This window comes from Streptomyces sp. NPDC093568 (assembly GCF_044764945.1).
GTDB lineage: Bacteria > Actinomycetota > Actinomycetes > Streptomycetales > Streptomycetaceae > Streptomyces.
This window is the reverse complement of record NZ_JBIWJD010000003.1, coordinates 428,282-443,354: the sequence shown is the minus strand read 5'-3', so window position 1 is coordinate 443,354 and position 15,073 is coordinate 428,282. Positions and strand designations below refer to the sequence as shown.

Below are 15,073 nucleotides of genomic sequence, written 5' to 3'. Positions count from 1 at the left end.
GACCGGCCGGCCGTTCGTGGTCCGTAATCCGGTGAACCAGCCCCCTACCGGTCGGACCCGGCCCTCACAGGTAGGCCGAGACCGGCCCCAGGGTGAGCAACCCGCTGCCCGCGCCCGCCAGTTCGTGCACGGCCGGGGCGAGCGCGGCACGCGCACGGGCCGTGATCCGCCGGTCGCCGAGGTTCTCCGCCGCGCGGGCGGTGAGGCACCACAGGGCCTCCTGGAGGAGGTCGCGCGGCGGTTCGGGTGTCGCGCGCAGGGCGTCGGCGGCTTCCGTACGGCGGCCTTGGTCGAGCAGGAGCAGGGGGCGCGCCCAGGGTGCGTACAGTCCCCAGTCCGTGTCCGCGTCGAAGTCGAGCGGCAGGGCGTGCCGTACCCGCAGGCACAGCAGCGCGAGCGGCAGCAGGCCGTGGGCCAGGCCGGGCATGCCCGCGCCGTTCAGCAGCGCGGCGGCGTCACGGTAGGCCGCCTCCACCTCGGTCACGGGGGCCCGGCCGGTGGCGTCCAGCCGCAGCGCCGCGTACCAGCCGGTGAACACACCGACGAGCGGCCGTTCGTGCCGTGCGGCCAGGGCGTCGGCGGCGGTCGCGTGATGGTCGGCGGTGGTGAAGTCGCCGAGGGCGCTGCGGGCCTGGAGGCGGACGAGATGGCCGAGGGTCTCGAAGGCGGACAGGCCGTGCCTGGCGGAGAGGGCGACCAGCTCGGCGCCGATCCCGTCGCGGCGCGCGGCCAGCCCGGTGCGGTCGAAGGACTGCATGAAGGCCGCGTTGAGTGCGAACGCGAGGAGTGCGGGGTCGTCCAGTCGGCGGGCGATCTCCTCGGCCCGGCGGGCGGCCTGCGGGCCACGGGCGAGCCGGGTGCCGCGCGACTCCAGGGCGATCGTGGCGAGCAGGCGGGCCTTGTCCGCGTCGTGCCCTTCGGCGGGCAGGGCGGTCAGGGTGCGCTCGGCGGCGGCCACGACTCGTGCCGCCTGCTCCGGGTCGTCGAGGCGGGTCCACAGGGCGGGGACGTCGTAGGCGCCGACGACCCGGGCGGTCAGTTCGGGGTCGCCCAGTTCCTCGGCGGCCTCGACGGCGGCCACGCGGTGCTCGCGGGCGGCCAGCAGTCCGCCGCCGCCGGTCACGGCGAGGCTGCGCAGCAGGCCGGCGGTGGACTCCAGGCGGGCGCGGGCACCGGGGGCGACGGTCCGGTCGTAGGCGGCGGCGACCCGCTCCCACACCAGGTCGGCGGGGTGGTCCGCCCGGCCCAGGTGGTCGGCCTGCCGGAGGATGTCGGTCTCCAACGAGCGAAGGCCGGGGCCGGGATCGATGCCCAGGTCGTCGGCGAGCAGCACCCGCGCCCTGCGCAGGACGTCCAGCGCGTCGGCCTGCCGGCCCGCGCGGTACAGGGCCAGGGCCAGCAGCCGCCAGGCGTTCTCCCGCCAGGGGTGTTCGGCCGCGTGCGCCCGCAGGTCGGCGGCCGCCCGGTCGGCTTGGCCCAGGGCCAGCAGCGACTCGGCGCGCAGCTCCACGGCGTGCCGGCGCAGCTCGGCCAGCCGACTGCTCTCGGTGCGGGCCCATGGCTGCTCGGCGAACTCCGCGTAGGCCGGGCCGCGCCACCAGCCGAGCGCCTCGTCCAGGCGCGCGACCGCCTCCTCGGCCGGCAGCGCCGGGGCGCCCGCGACCGTTCGCTCGAAACGCCAGGCGTCGACCGCCTCAGGCGCGGCGCGCAGGGCGTAGCCCGGGCCGTCGGTGACCAGCAGCCGGGCCGGAGTGCGGGGCGGGCGATCGGGTTCGAGGGCTCGGCGCAGGGCGGCGACGAAGGTGCGCACCGCGCCGACGGCGTCGGCGGGCGGGTCGGTCCAGAGGTCGTCGACCAGGCGGGAGACGGGTACGACACGCCCCCGGGCGACGATCAGCCGGGCCAGCACCGAACGATGCCTCGGCCCCTTCAGGGCGATCGTTTCGCCGTCCGCGTCCCAGGCGGTCACCGGCCCGAGCACACCGAAGCCGGGGCCCACGTCTGCCTCCCTGTTCCAGGATCCCGTGGCGCTACCAAGATACGGCGGCTCATCTCGGACCGACGAACCGCACGAGGGGCGGATGGGGCCGGTGTGAAGTGAACGTCCGCGGCCCGGCCCGCGTCTACTCCGGTGACCACGACACGCACAGGAGCAAAGGGCCATGACCGACAAGGACGTTGAGAGCGGCAACCGGCAGTATCACGCCCAGGAGCCCTGGTGGGCGGGGCTCGGGACACGTGGAGCTGTCGTCCTGATCGTCCTCGGGGGCCTCGCGGCGGCGTGGGCCGGCGCCGCCCCCTCCCTGGGGCTCGGCTCGCTGCCCTTCACCCCGGACAACCCGGCGACCGCCTTCTACCAGTCCGGCACGATCATCGCCATCGGCGCGGTGATCCTGGTGACCGGCTTCCTGAACCGCCGGCGCGAGGGGAGCGAGCGGGACCGGGACTGAAGGACCGGGTGCGGCGGCTCGGGGACGCGGACCGGGACTGAAGGACCGTGCCCGGCGGCTCGGGGACGCGAGCCGCCCCCCGGCTGCTCATCCGTTGCTCATCCGCCCTCGGGAGGATCAAGAGGAACCCGAGAGGAATCCCGAGGAGCCCGACAGGAATCCCGAGGGAATCCCCAGATGCTCAACGGAAGGAGCGAAGCCATGGCCCCTGTCATCCCCGGCTTCGACCAGCACCGCGTCCCCGTCGCCGACGGCGTGTCCCTGCACACGGCAGTCGGCGGTTCCGGACCGCCGGTCGTCCTGCTGCACGGCTTCCCGCAGACCCACCTGATGTGGCGCCATGTGGCCGCCGATCTCGCCGCCGACCACACGGTCATCTGTCCGGACCTGCGCGGCTACGGCGCCAGCGACAAGCCGGCGGAGACCGACGGCACCGTCTACGCGAAGCGGACCATGGCCGCGGACGTCGTGGCCCTGGCCCGCGCGCTCGGGCACGAGCGCTTCGCCCTGGCCGGGCACGACCGCGGGGCCCTGGTGGCCTTCCGCGCCGGGCTCGACCACCCGGCGGCGGTGTCCCATCTGGCCTGTCTCGACGTGCTGCCGACGCTGGACATGTGGGACGTGATGCACGGCGTCACGGCCGCCGTCGGCTTTCACCTCTATCTGATGGCCCAGCCCCCGGGCCTGCCCGAACGCATGATCGGCGCCGACCCGGACGCCTTCTTCGGCCACTTCCTCGACATCTGGACGGCCGACCGGCGGGCGGTCCCGGACGACGTGCGCGCCGCCTACCTGGCTGCCTGCCGCGAGGCGGTGCCCTCGATCGTCGCCGACTACCGGGCCTCCGCCGGCGTCGACATCGAGCACGACCGGGCCGACCGGGAGGCCGGAGCCACGCTGCGCATGCCGGTGAGCGTGCTGCAGCAGGACTGGGGCACGGCGCTCGGCTTCGACGCGGCCGGGGTGTGGCGCGCCTGGGCACCGGATCTGCGGCACACCACGGTCGGCTGCGGCCACTTCATGGCCGAGGAGGCGCCGGACGACATCGCGAAGGCGCTGCGGGAGCTGCTCGCCCGCTGAAGCGCCGCCCTCGGCTACCAGCGCCCCGGTTCGGTCCCGGTCACCGCCTCGGACGGCTTCCCGTCCACCCCTTCGGGCACGTCACCGGCGAGCATCACCCGGTGCATGATCCGGGGGAAGTCGAGGTGGGCGTTGTCGCTCGGGGCGAGGTGGATGGTGGCCCGGTTGTCCCAGAAGGCCACGCTGCCGGGCTCCCAGCGGAAGCGGACGGTGTACTCGGGCCGTACCGCCTGCTCCAGCAGCATGTCGAGGATCGCCCGGCTCTCGGGTCGCGAGAGCCCGGCGATCTGCTCGACGTAGTAGCCGTTGACGTAGAGCACCCGCTCGCCCGTCTCCGGATGGACCCGCACCAGGGGATGCAGCGAGGCGACCTGATGGTCCAGCAGATGACGGACGTAGGCGTCCTCGCCGGGCCGGGGCTGGTAGCCGACGCCGAGGCGGTGCTCGGCCCGCAGTCCGTCCACGAACTCCCGCACCGGAGCGGAGAGTCCGGCATACGCGGCGGCCAGGTTGGACCAGGTCGTGTCGCCGCCGTAGGGCGGTACGGTCTCGGCGCGCAGGATCGTCGCGGCGGGCGGGTCGACGCGGGCCCCGTGGTCGCAGTGCCAGCCGCGCAGCAGCGTGTGCCGTCGCCGTCGCAGCCACTCGTCGTGCTCCATCCCGAACCGCCCGCCCAGCTCCAGCCGGTCGGCGGTCGTCTCGACCTCGGGGAAGTCCGCCGGTGACGCACTCCCTCGCTTGCGCGGCACGACCGGTTCCCCGAACCGCCGCGCGAACGCCACATGCCCGGCGTGGTCCAGCCGCTGCCCCCGGAAGAAGACGACCTTCCAACGCAGCACCGCCGCCCGGATCGCGGCGACCTGGGCGTCGGCGAGCTCCGCCGCCAGGTCGACGCCCGTGATCTCGGCCCCGATGTACCCGGCGACCGGTTTCACCTCGATCCCCGCGACCGGTTCCGTTCCGTCCGCGGTGGCCCTGTCCCTCGTCATCCGCACGCTCCGTCGGTCGTCCGGACCGGCTGCGGTCCGAGCCGGTTCCAGGAAGATCTTGAATCCTCCCCCTCGTGAACGAGGGGGATTCCTGGCTCAGGCTGCCTCCGGGAGCAGCGCTCCCGGAGGTCTTACGCCCTCAGCACCAGCCGGGGTGAGACCAGCCCGGACGAGCATCACGCGGGCGGAGTTCTTGTCTCTGGAGGAGACGGCTCCGCATGCGGTGCAGATGTAGGTACGTTCCGACAGCGGAAGTGCGTGCTTGGTTCTCGCTCCGCAACGTCCGCAGTCCATGGTGGTGTGCGCGGGATGCACCATGCGGACGTCTCGCCCGTGCTTGCGGCCCATCTCGACCAAGGCCTGCTTCGTGGCGCCGATCGCCGCGTCAGCGGCTTTGCGGGCCATCGTGGTCTTCGCGAGGAACTTCGGCCGGAAGTCCTCGACCGCGATGGCGTCGTGGTCGGTCACTACGCGCTTCGCCCACTTGCGCGCCGCGTCCTGCCGCTGCCGGGCGATTCTCGCGTAGACCTTGGCGCGCGACTTCTTCGCCTCACGATGGCCCTTTGACGATGTCTGTCCGTTCTGCGGCTTGCGGCGGGCCACCATCCGGTCGTACCGGGTCAGCTTCGCCTGGGCCTTGCGGCCGTGATGCCGGTGAGGGAAGTCGTGGGCGTCGGATGTGGTGGTGGCGGTCTCCTTGACGCCCCAGTCAACGCCGAGCACCCGGCCCGTGGCGGGCAGCGGCTCGACGGTGGCAGCGACGACAAACGAGACGTACCAGTGGCCGAGGCTGTCCTGATAGACCCGCACCGAGGACGGGGCGGCGGCCAGCTCCCGCGACCACACCGGAGTCAGGACAATCCCGCCCGCCAGATGCAGGCGACCGTCCTTCAGGCGGAAGCCGCGCCGGGTGTAGTTGAGGCTCGGCAGCGCTTCGCGCTTCCTCTTGTGTCGGGGCATCCCTGCCCGGCGGTGCACGGGCAGACGTTCCTTGATGTCCCTCTGTGCCTTGGCGCGGGACTTGGCGAAGTCCCGGATGATCTGTTGCTGCGGAACGCTGCTGCCCTCTCGTAGCCATGTGTTCTTGCCGCGGGCCTCAGTCAGCATCCTGTCGAGCTGCGCCGGACCGCACGTGAGCTTATCCATGCCCTCGGGGCGATTCCGGTTCCAGAGGTGCGTTTCCTTGGACTTGGCCACGGACTCGTTCCAGATCCACCGGCACCGGTCCCACTCCGCCATCAGTGCACCGTGGGCGGTGGACGACACGCGGGCGCGGAAGGTCCACCGGGCGCTCCCGGCGTCCTCCGTAACCTGCCGTGTCACCATAGCTACATAATAGCTATAAAATGGCTACATGGTCAACTTCAACGTCCGCTTCCCCGACGACCTCCACGCCCGCGTACGCGCCCAGGCGGCTGCGGACCGGCGATCCATCAACTCCGAGATCCTGCACTTGATCGAGGTCGGCCTCACAGCTATCGCCGCGGAAACGCCGGATCGCCGTGGCGGCGATCCGGCTACCCCTGCCCCGCTACGCAGGAAGCCGGATTCCTCCCCGGCGTGAACGCCGGGGCATCCTCCGGTTACCAGGTGAACTCCCGTATCACCGTGTTCCGGAACACCGCCGTCCCGTCGATCGTGAAGAGGGCGAGCCCGGTGTCGATCAGATACGGGAAGACCTCCGAGGAGTGCACGTACCGTCCGTCGTCCACGAACATCTCGACGGACGTGCGGTCGACGAGGATGCGCAGGCGCACGGTGCGGGCGGACGGGTCGAAGGGGCTGTGGCTCTCCTGCCATCTGCCGGAGGCGTCGGGGTTGACGGTGGGACGGCGGTTGAGGAAGGCGTAGTCGCCGTAGACACCGGCGTCGACGTGGCGGCTGCCGTCGGACGACCGGCGCAGCTGGAGGCCGGCGCCCTTGAGCTGGTCCCAGGTGATCTCGCAGGTCACCTCGTAGGCCGTGCCCCGGTAGTCGAGCACCCGGGTGCCGCTGACCGACACGTCGCCCAGGTTCACCGTGCGGGAGACGTGGTCGTCCAGCGCGGCGACGGGCTGCGAGGCGAGGTGGTAGGTCCCGCCGGAGTCCCGCCGCAGCGTGACCTCACGGACGATCGAGTCGGTGCCGTTGAAGCCGTCGCAGTCGATGGTGGGCGTGATGTTGGCGTAGTCCCAGTTGTTGAGCCAGCCCATCGCGTAGCGCACCGAGGGGTCGACGGAGCCGTCGCGGCGGTGCTTTTCGAAGGTGACGGCCGCGTACCAGTCCCAGCCGTGGTCGAGCCACTGCGGTTCGTTGGCGTCGGCGGTGAAGGAGGTGCCGTCGAAGTGGCCCGTCCAGTAGGCGTACGTGTTCGGCAGCCCGGCGCCCTTGCCGTTCGCGCTGACGCCGAGCACCCACTTCGCGGTGCCGTCGGCGGCGGTGATGCGGAACAGGTCCGGGCACTCCAGGACGCCGATGCCGCCCTTGACGAAGCCACTGACGTAGGACCACGACTTGAGGTCGGTGGAGTGGTAGAAGCCCACCTTGTCGTTCTCGGCGAGCGCCATCACCCACCGCCCGCGCTCCTCGTCGCGGATCACCTTGGGGTCGCGGAAGTCGCGGACCCCGGGGTTGGGCAGCACCGGGGCGGTGCCGTGGTTCACGAAGGTCCGGCCCCCGTCGGTCGAGTAGTACAGGTACTGGGCCTGTGTGACCTCGTCCGGTGCCATGGTGGCGATGACGATCACCGCACCCGGCCCGAAGCCCGCCGTGTCGTCCGTGTCGATGACCGCCGAACCGGACCACACGTCGCCGTTGGGGGTCGTGTCCTTCGGCACGGCGATCCCTCGGTCGGTGAAGGCGACCAGGTCGCTGCTGGCGGCCAGACGCCATGCCGTGCCGGTGGTGGTTCCGCCGCTGAAGTAGTCCGGGTTGTACAGGTAGAAGTAGCGATACTCCCCGTCGATCCAGACCGGGCGCTGCGGGTCGTTCTTCCACTGGTCGGGGACCGTGAAGTGGTACTCGGCGCGGTAGCTCGCGCACGCGGCGGCGGCCTTCCGCGGCTTCGCGGCGGCCGGGGTCGCGGTCGGCAGCAGCACGGCCGAGGCCCCGGCGGCCGAACCGGCGAACAGGGCTCTTCTGGTCATCGGGCGCATCACGCGTCGGTCCTCTCGTCGGACGTCCCAGGCGTCGGGTGGGCGGCTCATGGGACCAGGACTGTGGGACCTAACTCGTTAAAGGTCAAGTGGTTCACGACTCTTGACAGGGTCGTGACGCGCTTCTCATCATCTGGGGCATCACTTCTCGACTAACACGAGTTAGGCGTCTGCATGACCGACTCGCATCTCACCCGCCGCACCGTGCTGCGGTCCGGCGCCTACGGCGCGGCAGCCGCCGCGGTGGCCGGCACCGCCGCGAGCTGGGACCGGCTCACCGGAGCCGACATCCCCGGCCGGGACGACGGCTCGCTCGTCGTCGCCACGCTCGGCCCCGCCTACGGGCCGGAGGCCGTCCGCACCCTCACCGAGGGGTTCAAGAAGGTCCACCCCGACATCAAGCTGCGGATCAACGCGGTGCAGGCCGTCGACTGGTCGGACTTCTTCGCGAAGATCCTCACCCAGATCGCGGCCGGCACCGCGCCCGACCTCGTGTACGTCGCCACCGAGGGCGTCCAGCTCTTCGCGCAGCGCCTCGGTGTCCCGCTGGACGACTGGGTGAAGCGGGACGCCGAGGAGCTGCGCGAGTACTTCGCCGACGTCCACCCCTCGCTGGTGGAGTCGATGATGTACGAGGGGAGCCTCTATCAGCTGCCGGTCGAGTTCAACGCGGCCGACATGTATCTCAACGACCAGGTGCTGAAGCGGGCGGGAGCCGGTTTCCCGGCGGCCGACTGGACCCGCGACGACTTCACCGCGCTGCTACGGGACATGAAGAAGTCCAGCGGCTCCCAGTTCACCCCGTACTTCTGGACCAACCGGCTGTGGGGCGGCGTGGTGCCGTGGCTCTTCGCCAACGACACCAACCTGCTCGCCGAGTACAAGGCGCCCGGCGGGTCCTGGCTGTGGGACTCCTTCTACCCGGCCGCCGCGCGGGAGGGACGCGGCGGCGGCTTCCGGTGGACGACCCCGCAGGCCACCGACGCCCGCGTGGAGGAGGCGTACGACTATCTCGCCTCCCTCGTCCAGGAGGGCCTGTGCAGCCGGCCCGAGGGCGGCAACGGCCAGAACCTCATCGGCGTGTTCTCCACCGGCCGGGTCGGCGTCACTCCCGCGGGCGGCTTCTGGGCGGGCGGTCTGCACTTGGCCGGGATGAAGGCGGACTCCTTCGACGTGCAGTACTTCCCGCGCTGGCGCACCCAGCGCATGCAGTACGGCGCCGCCGGCTACGCGCTGCTGCGCACCTCGAAGCGGCAGGAGGAGGCCTGGGAGTTCATCAAGTACGCCGCCCGCCGCGACACCCTGATGCGGCTGTTCGAGACCAACCAGACCACCCCGGCGCGCCGCTCGATGCTGACCGCCGACCGCTACCGGGAGACCGGCCCGAACCACTGGCAGGTCTTCTACGACACCCTCGACAAGTTCCCCGACACCGGACCGATCCCCGCGCCGCCGCAGGTCGCCGAGGTCGAGCAGGTGCTGCTCAAGCACACCGGTACCGCCCTGGCCTCGCGGCGCTCGGTGGGTCCCGCGCTGCGCCGGATGCAGAGCGACCTGGAGAAGGCCATGGAGCGTGACGTATGACGAACACCCAGATACCCGCCGTACGGCCGAAGCCGCCGGCCGCGCCGTCCGCTCCCGCGCCCCGGCCGTCCGCCCGCGACCGTGGCGCCCGGCTGCTGGCCACAATGTTCCTCGCTCCGACGATCGTCGGCATCGTCGTCTTCACGGTTGTCCCGATCGTCGGATCGGTGGTGCTGAGCCTGTTCCACTGGAACGTGATCGACGACCCGACGTTCGCCGGGGCCGCCAACTACCGTGAGGTCTTCACCGATTCCACGGTGCTGGTCTCCTTCGGCAACACCCTGGTGTTCATGGTGTTCGCGGTGGCGCTCCAGCTGCTGATCGCGCTCACCCTGGCGCTGGCCGTGAACGGGCGGATGCCGGTGTGGCTGCGCTCGGTGTTCCGGTCGGCGTTCTTCTTCCCCCTGGTGCTGTCCGCCGCCTCGATCTCGGTGGTGATGAAGTACCTGTTCAACCAGGACTTCGGGGTCGTGAACTGGCTGCTGGGCCTGGTCGGGATCGCTCCGGTGCCCTGGCTGACGTCCGAGAACGCGGCGATGGCGACGGTGGTGCTCGTCTACGTCTGGCAGCAGTTCGGGTTCTCGTTCCTGCTGTTCGTGGGCGGGCTGAACAACATCCCGAAAGAGGTCCACGAGGCCGCCTCCCTCGACGGCGCGACGGGGCTGCGCAAGCACCTGAGCATCACGCTGCCGCTGCTGTCCCCCACGCTGCTGGTCGCGTCGGTGGTCGGCATCATCAACGCGCTCCAGGTCTTCGAGCAGCCGTACGTCCTCACCAACGGCGGTCCCGGTGACGCGACCCGCACCGTGGTGATGGTCATCTACGAGAGCGCGTTCGAACAGCTCCGCTTCGGTGCGGCCTCCGCGGTGGGCGTGCTGCTGTTCGTGCTGATCATGGCGGTCACCGCCCTGCAGTTCCGGCTCAGCCGGCGTTTCGTCCACTACCAGTGAGCCGGTGAGCCTCCCATGAGCCAAGCAACCCTCTCCCTCAGCCGCACCCGGCACTCCCTCGCGCCGTGGGCCCGGATCGCCGGCCTTGCGGTGTGCGCGCTGCTGACCCTGGGACCGGTCATCTGGACCGTCTCGACGTCGCTGCGCACCCCGGCCGAGGCGTTCGACCTGCCGCCGAGCATCATCCCGACGAACCCGTCCACCGAGGCCTACCGCGGGGTCTTCGACCAGATCGACGTCTGGCTGCTCGCCCTCAACTCGACCCTGGTGACCGCACTGATCGCCGGGGGCCAGATGATCACCGCCGGGCTCGCCGGATACGCCTTCGCCCGCCTCGATTTCCGGTTCAAGAAGCCGCTGTTCGGGCTGGTCCTGGCGACCATGATGGTGCCGCTCCAGGTGACCATCGTGCCGGTGTTCCTGGTCCTGAAGTCGATGGGCCTGACCGACACCCTGCTCGGTCTGATCATCCCGGCCTTCCCGACCGCGTTCGGCACCTTCCTGATGCGCCAGTACTTCCTGGGCATGCCCAAGGACCTCGGCGAGGCGGCGATGCTGGACGGCTGCGGGCCCTGGCGGATCTTCCGGTCCGTGTACGCCCCGCTGGCCGCGCCCGGTCTCGCGATCGTCGGCGTGCTGGCCTTCAACTACCACTGGAACGAGTTCTTCCGGCCGCTGATCCTGGAGACCTCCGGCCAGAACTACACCCTCCCCCTCGGCCTGGTCTCCCTCCAGGGCAACCTCGGCACCGGCTCCATCTCGGTGGTCCTCGCCGGTGTCGTGCTCTCCATGATCCCCGCCGTCGCCGTGTTCGTCGTCGGCCAGCGCCCTCTGCGTGAGGGCATCACGTCCGCAGGAGTCAACCGTTGAGCCTCGCAGCTCGGTCCACGGATCCCAACGCCCCGCGTCTGCGGGTCCGTCCGCCCGCCAACTGGATCAACGACCCCAACGGGCCCTTCCGTTGGCGTGGCCGCCACCACCTCTTCTACCAGCACAACCCGGCCGCGCCCGTGCACGCGAACGTCCACTGGGGCCATGTCTCCAGCCCCGATCTCGTCCACTGGGAGCACCATCCGATCGCGCTCACCCCGACCCCCGGCGGCCCGGACGAGGCCGGCTGCTGGTCGGGCTGTGTGGTCGACGACGACGGTGTGCCGACGGCCGTCTACACGGGCGTCGACCGGCACCACACCGGCCTCGGCTCGATCTGTCTGGCGCGGGCCCTGATGCCCGAGGACGAGACGCTCACCGACTGGCGGCCGCTGCCCAAGCCGGTCGTGACCGGCCCGCCGCCCGGCCTGGACGTGGTGATGTTCCGCGACCCGTTCGTGTTCCGCGGCCACGGGCGGCGGTGGGCGCTGGTCGGCGCCGGGCACGCGGACGGGACGCCGTCGGTGCTGCTGTACGACTGTGACGACCTGGCCGACTGGCGGTTCGCCGGGGTGCTCCTCGACGGCGCCGACCCGGTCGCCGCGCGGTACTTCGGCGACGGGGCGGTGGGCTGGGAGTGCCCGCAGCTCTTCGAGACCGCGGGCGGGGACTGGGTGCTGGTGCTGTCGCTGTGGGACGGGAGCCCCTGCGACACCGGCTATCTGACGGGCAGTCTGCGGCCGTACGGCGAGGGCGGGTTGAGCTTCGAGGCCCGCACCGGCGGGCGGCTGGACCACGGCCGGGACTTCTACGCCCCCGCCGTGCTCCAGGCACCGGACCGGACGTTGATGTGGGGCTGGTCGTGGGAGGCCCGCCCGCAGCGGGAGGTCGATCGCGCCGGGTGGGCCGGCGTCCTGACCGCGCCGCGCGTGGTGGACGTCCACCCCGACGGTTCCCTGCGTGTCGAACCCGCGCCGGAGCTCCGGCTGCCGCGTGCCGCCGAGCCGTTCGTCACGGCACCGGGCCGTGGTGCGGCGCTGCCGGAGGCGTACGACCTGACGGTGACCGCGTCCGGCCGCACCACCGTGAGTCTGCTGCGGTCCGCCGCGGGGGCGGAGCTGACGGTCGTGCTGGACCCGGAGGCCGGGACCGTGACGCTCGACCGACGTGACTGGCCGCGCAGCCGGCCCGACGGATCGGGGCCGGTCGTGGTGCCGGCGCCGGCCGGTGAGGTGCGGATCCTCGTCGACGGCTCGCTGTTCGAGCTGTTCGCCGGCGACCGGGCGACGGTCACCGAGCGGGTCTACCGCCGGCCGGACGACGTCGCCGAACTCGTCGTGACCGGAGCCGGGGCCGCGGTCACCGGCTGGGAGCTGGTCCCACCGACGCCCTGCTGACCACCGGGCAGGCCAGGCGCCGTACCGTCGCGGGCGGCGTCCGGCCGGTGTCGATGGTGTCGAGGAGCAGGCGCGCGGCGGCGTCGCCCATCGCCCGGTGCGGCAGCGCCACGGTGGTGAGGGGCGGGGTGAGGAACCCGGCCATGTGCTCCTGGTCGTCGTACCCGACCACCGACAGGTCGGCGGGGACGGCGATGCCGAGCCGGGCCGCGGCGTGCAGGGCTCCCGCCGCGACGCGGTCGTTGTAGCAGAAGATCCCGGTGGGCCGCCGGTCGGCGGGGACGCCGTCGAGGAGGCGCATCGTGCCCTCGTACCCGCCGGAGATCTCGCCGCCGCTGCGCACGACCCACTCCTTGGGCACGGTGATCCCCTCGGCGCGCAGCGCGTCCCGGAAGCCGCGCAGCCGGTCGACGGAGGCGATGTCGTCCTGGCCGCCGACCACGGCGACCCTGCGGTGCCCCTCGTCCAGCAGCAGCCGGGCCGCCGTACGGCCGCCCGCTCGCTCGGCGGGGACGACGGCGGGCAGGGAGTCGTCCTCGGGCATGCAGTTGGCGAGCACGGAGTGGGTGCGGTGCAGGCCTTCGGGGACGCGGACGCGGCGCAGCGACATGGCCGCGTAGATGATGCCGTCCACGCGCCGGTCGAGGAGCTCGGCGACGGCCGCGTCCTCCTTGGCCGGGTCGCCGCCGGAGTCGATGGTCAGCACGAGGTGCTCGCTGGCCCAGGCGGTCTCCATGGCGCCGCGCAGCAGCCGTCCGGCGAAGGGCGAGGAGGCGATCTCGTCGGTGACCAGGCCGATCACGGCCGTACGGCGGCGGCGCAGGCCGCGGGCGACGGGGTCGGGCCGGTAGCCGAGCTCCGCGGCGGCGCGGCGGATGCGCTCCTGGGTGGCGGGCGAGAGGTTGCCCTCGGCGCGGCCGTTGAAGACGAAGGAGACCGCCGTGTGGGACACCCCGGCCAGCCGGGCGACGTCGCGGGACGTGGGACGCGCCGCTCCCGCCGGCTGCTTCTCCTCGGTGCCGTCCATGCCGTCCGCCGCTCTCATCCCCCACCCGTCCGGTTGATCGATCCTCACCCTATCCGTGACGCTGGGTGTACGGCACAGTCGAGGGAAGGTCCCACAGTGACCAGCATCGCGCTGCACACGCTCAACGACGGCACGACGATCCCCGGTATCGGTCTGGGCACCTGGCCGATGGACGACGACCAGGCGGAACGGGCGGTCGCCGACGCCCTGCGGACTGGCTACCGCCTCGTCGACACCGCGACCAACTACCGCAACGAGACGGGCGTCGGCCGGGGCGTGGCACACGCCGGCGTTCCGCGCGAGGAGGTGGTCGTGACGACGAAGCTCCCGGGCCGGCACCACGGCTACGAGGAGACCCTCGCCTCCTTCGAGGAGTCCCGGCGCAGGCTGGGCCTGGAGTACGTCGACCTGTACCTGATCCACTGGCCGCTCCCCCGCGTCGACAAGTACGTCGACTCCTGGCGGGCGATGATCAGGCTCCGCGAGGACGGCCTGGTCCGCTCGATCGGCGTCTCCAACTTCACGCCGGAGCACATCGGGCGGCTGGAGCGGGAGACCGGGGTGCTGCCCTCCGTCAACCAGATCGAGCTGCACCCGCTCTTCCCGCAGGACGAGCTGCGCGCCTTCCACGCGGACAAGGGCATCGTCACCGAGAGCTGGAGCCCGCTGGGCCGCGGTTCGAGCCTGCTGGACGACCCGGTGATCAAGGGCATCGCCGACACCCTGAAGGTCACTCCCGGCCAGGTCGTCCTGCGCTGGCACACCCAGGTGGGAGCCGTCCCCATCCCGAAGTCGGGCGACCCGGAGCGGCAGCGCGAGAACCTCGACGTCCACGGCTTCACCCTGGACGCCACCCAGATGGCCGCCGTCGCCGACCGGGCGCATCGGCGGCTCGGTGGGGATCCGGAGGCGCACGAGGAGTTCTGAGCGGGAGTCGCCGCCGCCCTCGCGGGGTACCCGGGGCGCTCGGGAAGGAGGCCCACGTGGGTGAGAAGGACCGTCTGCGGGAGTACCACGGCAAGCGTGACTTCGGCCGGACCCGTGAGCCGGAGGGGCGCTCGGGCGCCGCCGGTGAGGAGCCGCGGTTCGTCGTGCAGATCCATGACGCCAGCACCCTGCACTTCGACTTCCGGCTCCAGGTCGACGACGTGCTGAAGTCCTGGTCGGTGCCGAAGGGGCCCTCCGACGATCCGCACGACAAGCGGCTCGCGATGCCCACCGAGGACCATCCGCTGGAGTACGAGGAGTTCGAGGGCGTGATCCCGAAGGGCGAGTACGGCGGCGGCACGGTGATCGTCTGGGACAGCGGCACCTACGAGCCGCTCAGCCACGACCGCGAGGGGCGGCCGGTGGACTTCGGGGAGTCGCTGGAGCACGGTCACGCCACGTTCCGGCTGAGCGGGTCGAAACTGCACGGCGAGTACGCCCTCACCCGGATCCGCGGCCGTCAGGACGACCGGGAGGCGTGGCTGCTGGTGAAGGCCGGCAAGGCGCGGGCCCGCCCGCACGGCACACCCGATCCCTACCGGGCCCGCTCGGTCCGCAGCGGCCGCACCCTGGCCCAGGTCGCCGCGGACGGCGACGCGGGGTGA

At 71.9% G+C, this 15,073-nt stretch carries 14 protein-coding genes; 9 read left to right on the top strand and 5 right to left on the bottom strand.

The window, feature by feature from the left end; all coding sequences use genetic code 11:
- Positions 1–64 precede the first annotated feature (64 nt).
- On the bottom strand, positions 65–1,999 hold the full coding sequence (locus ACIRD7_RS16135) for a BTAD domain-containing putative transcriptional regulator (protein ID WP_403453456.1): 1,935 nt from the start codon (positions 1,997–1,999) through the stop codon (positions 65–67).
- A gap of 163 nt (positions 2,000–2,162) precedes the next feature.
- On the opposite strand from ACIRD7_RS16135, the gene ACIRD7_RS16130 reads away from it, so the two are divergent.
- Positions 2,163–2,450 (top strand): hypothetical protein, encoded by a 288-nt coding sequence (locus tag ACIRD7_RS16130; protein ID WP_403453455.1) that lies wholly within the window; start codon positions 2,163–2,165, stop codon positions 2,448–2,450.
- A 201-nt stretch (positions 2,451–2,651) separates the two neighbouring features.
- Positions 2,652–3,530, top strand: coding sequence for an alpha/beta fold hydrolase (locus tag ACIRD7_RS16125; protein ID WP_403453454.1), 879 nt, complete (start codon positions 2,652–2,654; stop codon positions 3,528–3,530).
- Positions 3,531–3,544: 14 nt separating this feature from the next.
- Here ACIRD7_RS16125 and ACIRD7_RS16120 read toward each other — a convergent pair whose 3' ends face one another.
- Together ACIRD7_RS16120 and ACIRD7_RS16115 are read right to left on the bottom strand one after the other, a co-directional pair.
- Positions 3,545–4,519, bottom strand: a complete 975-nt coding sequence (locus tag ACIRD7_RS16120; RefSeq protein ID WP_403453453.1) for a TauD/TfdA dioxygenase family protein — start codon at positions 4,517–4,519, stop codon at positions 3,545–3,547.
- Positions 4,520–4,615: 96 nt separating this feature from the next.
- Positions 4,616–5,845 carry an RNA-guided endonuclease InsQ/TnpB family protein gene (locus ACIRD7_RS16115; RefSeq protein WP_403453452.1) on the bottom strand — a complete coding sequence of 410 codons (1,230 nt, stop codon included), beginning with the start codon at positions 5,843–5,845 and terminating at the stop codon, positions 4,616–4,618.
- 28 nt (positions 5,846–5,873) lie between these two features.
- Here ACIRD7_RS16115 and ACIRD7_RS16110 point away from each other — a divergent pair, with 28 nt between their 5' ends.
- Positions 5,874–6,083 (top strand): Arc family DNA-binding protein, encoded by a 210-nt coding sequence (locus ACIRD7_RS16110; RefSeq protein ID WP_403453451.1) that lies wholly within the window; start codon positions 5,874–5,876, stop codon positions 6,081–6,083.
- Positions 6,084–6,102: 19 nt separating this feature from the next.
- Here ACIRD7_RS16110 and ACIRD7_RS16105 read toward each other — a convergent pair whose 3' ends face one another.
- Entirely contained in the window at positions 6,103–7,653 is a 1,551-nt protein-coding gene (locus ACIRD7_RS16105) for a glycoside hydrolase family 32 protein (RefSeq protein WP_403453863.1), read from the bottom strand.
- Positions 7,654–7,827: 174 nt separating this feature from the next.
- Here ACIRD7_RS16105 and ACIRD7_RS16100 point away from each other — a divergent pair, with 174 nt between their 5' ends.
- From ACIRD7_RS16100 to ACIRD7_RS16085, 4 genes are read left to right on the top strand one after another with little or no spacing between them, the layout of a single operon-like run.
- Complete coding sequence (locus tag ACIRD7_RS16100; RefSeq protein ID WP_403453450.1) at positions 7,828–9,237, top strand: extracellular solute-binding protein; 1,410 nt, start codon at positions 7,828–7,830, stop codon at positions 9,235–9,237.
- Positions 9,234–10,187, top strand: coding sequence for a carbohydrate ABC transporter permease (locus ACIRD7_RS16095; protein WP_403453449.1), 954 nt, complete (start codon positions 9,234–9,236; stop codon positions 10,185–10,187). Before ACIRD7_RS16100 ends, ACIRD7_RS16095 begins: the two co-directional genes overlap by 4 nt.
- 15 nt (positions 10,188–10,202) lie before the next feature.
- The gene (locus ACIRD7_RS16090; RefSeq protein WP_403453448.1) at positions 10,203–11,057 is read left to right on the top strand and encodes a carbohydrate ABC transporter permease; all 855 of its coding nucleotides are present in this window, start codon (positions 10,203–10,205) and stop codon (positions 11,055–11,057) included.
- Positions 11,054–12,454, top strand: coding sequence for a glycoside hydrolase family 32 protein (locus ACIRD7_RS16085; protein WP_403453447.1), 1,401 nt, complete (start codon positions 11,054–11,056; stop codon positions 12,452–12,454). Before ACIRD7_RS16090 ends, ACIRD7_RS16085 begins: the two co-directional genes overlap by 4 nt.
- Here ACIRD7_RS16085 and ACIRD7_RS16080 read toward each other — a convergent pair.
- Positions 12,417–13,481, bottom strand: coding sequence for a LacI family DNA-binding transcriptional regulator (locus ACIRD7_RS16080; RefSeq protein ID WP_403453860.1), 1,065 nt, complete (start codon positions 13,479–13,481; stop codon positions 12,417–12,419). The two genes, ACIRD7_RS16085 and ACIRD7_RS16080, sit on opposite strands and share 38 nt — an antisense overlap.
- A 96-nt stretch (positions 13,482–13,577) precedes the next feature.
- Between ACIRD7_RS16080 and ACIRD7_RS16075 the strand changes: the two genes are divergently transcribed.
- Together ACIRD7_RS16075 and ACIRD7_RS16070 are read left to right on the top strand one after the other, a co-directional pair.
- On the top strand, positions 13,578–14,408 hold the full coding sequence (locus ACIRD7_RS16075) for an aldo/keto reductase (RefSeq protein ID WP_403453446.1): 831 nt from the start codon (positions 13,578–13,580) through the stop codon (positions 14,406–14,408).
- Between the two features lie 56 nt (positions 14,409–14,464).
- On the top strand, positions 14,465–15,073 hold the full coding sequence (locus ACIRD7_RS16070) for a DNA polymerase ligase N-terminal domain-containing protein (protein ID WP_403453445.1): 609 nt from the start codon (positions 14,465–14,467) through the stop codon (positions 15,071–15,073).

What these genes read in the sequence shown, in the direction of transcription:
- ACIRD7_RS16115 (WP_403453452.1), bottom strand. Translation starts at nt 5,845, where the DNA reads ATGGTGACACGGCAGGTTACGGAGGACGCCGGGAGCGCCCGGTGGACC.
- ACIRD7_RS16110 (WP_403453451.1), top strand. Translation starts at nt 5,874, where the DNA reads ATGGTCAACTTCAACGTCCGCTTCCCCGACGACCTCCACGCCCGCGTA.
- ACIRD7_RS16130 (WP_403453455.1), top strand. Translation starts at nt 2,163, where the DNA reads ATGACCGACAAGGACGTTGAGAGCGGCAACCGGCAGTATCACGCCCAG.
- ACIRD7_RS16125 (WP_403453454.1), top strand. Translation starts at nt 2,652, where the DNA reads ATGGCCCCTGTCATCCCCGGCTTCGACCAGCACCGCGTCCCCGTCGCC.
- ACIRD7_RS16105 (WP_403453863.1), bottom strand. Translation starts at nt 7,653, where the DNA reads ATGCGCCCGATGACCAGAAGAGCCCTGTTCGCCGGTTCGGCCGCCGGG.
- ACIRD7_RS16100 (WP_403453450.1), top strand. Translation starts at nt 7,828, where the DNA reads ATGACCGACTCGCATCTCACCCGCCGCACCGTGCTGCGGTCCGGCGCC.
- ACIRD7_RS16120 (WP_403453453.1), bottom strand. Translation starts at nt 4,519, where the DNA reads ATGACGAGGGACAGGGCCACCGCGGACGGAACGGAACCGGTCGCGGGG.
- ACIRD7_RS16080 (WP_403453860.1), bottom strand. Translation starts at nt 13,481, where the DNA reads ATGGACGGCACCGAGGAGAAGCAGCCGGCGGGAGCGGCGCGTCCCACG.
- ACIRD7_RS16095 (WP_403453449.1), top strand. Translation starts at nt 9,234, where the DNA reads ATGACGAACACCCAGATACCCGCCGTACGGCCGAAGCCGCCGGCCGCG.
- ACIRD7_RS16090 (WP_403453448.1), top strand. Translation starts at nt 10,203, where the DNA reads ATGAGCCAAGCAACCCTCTCCCTCAGCCGCACCCGGCACTCCCTCGCG.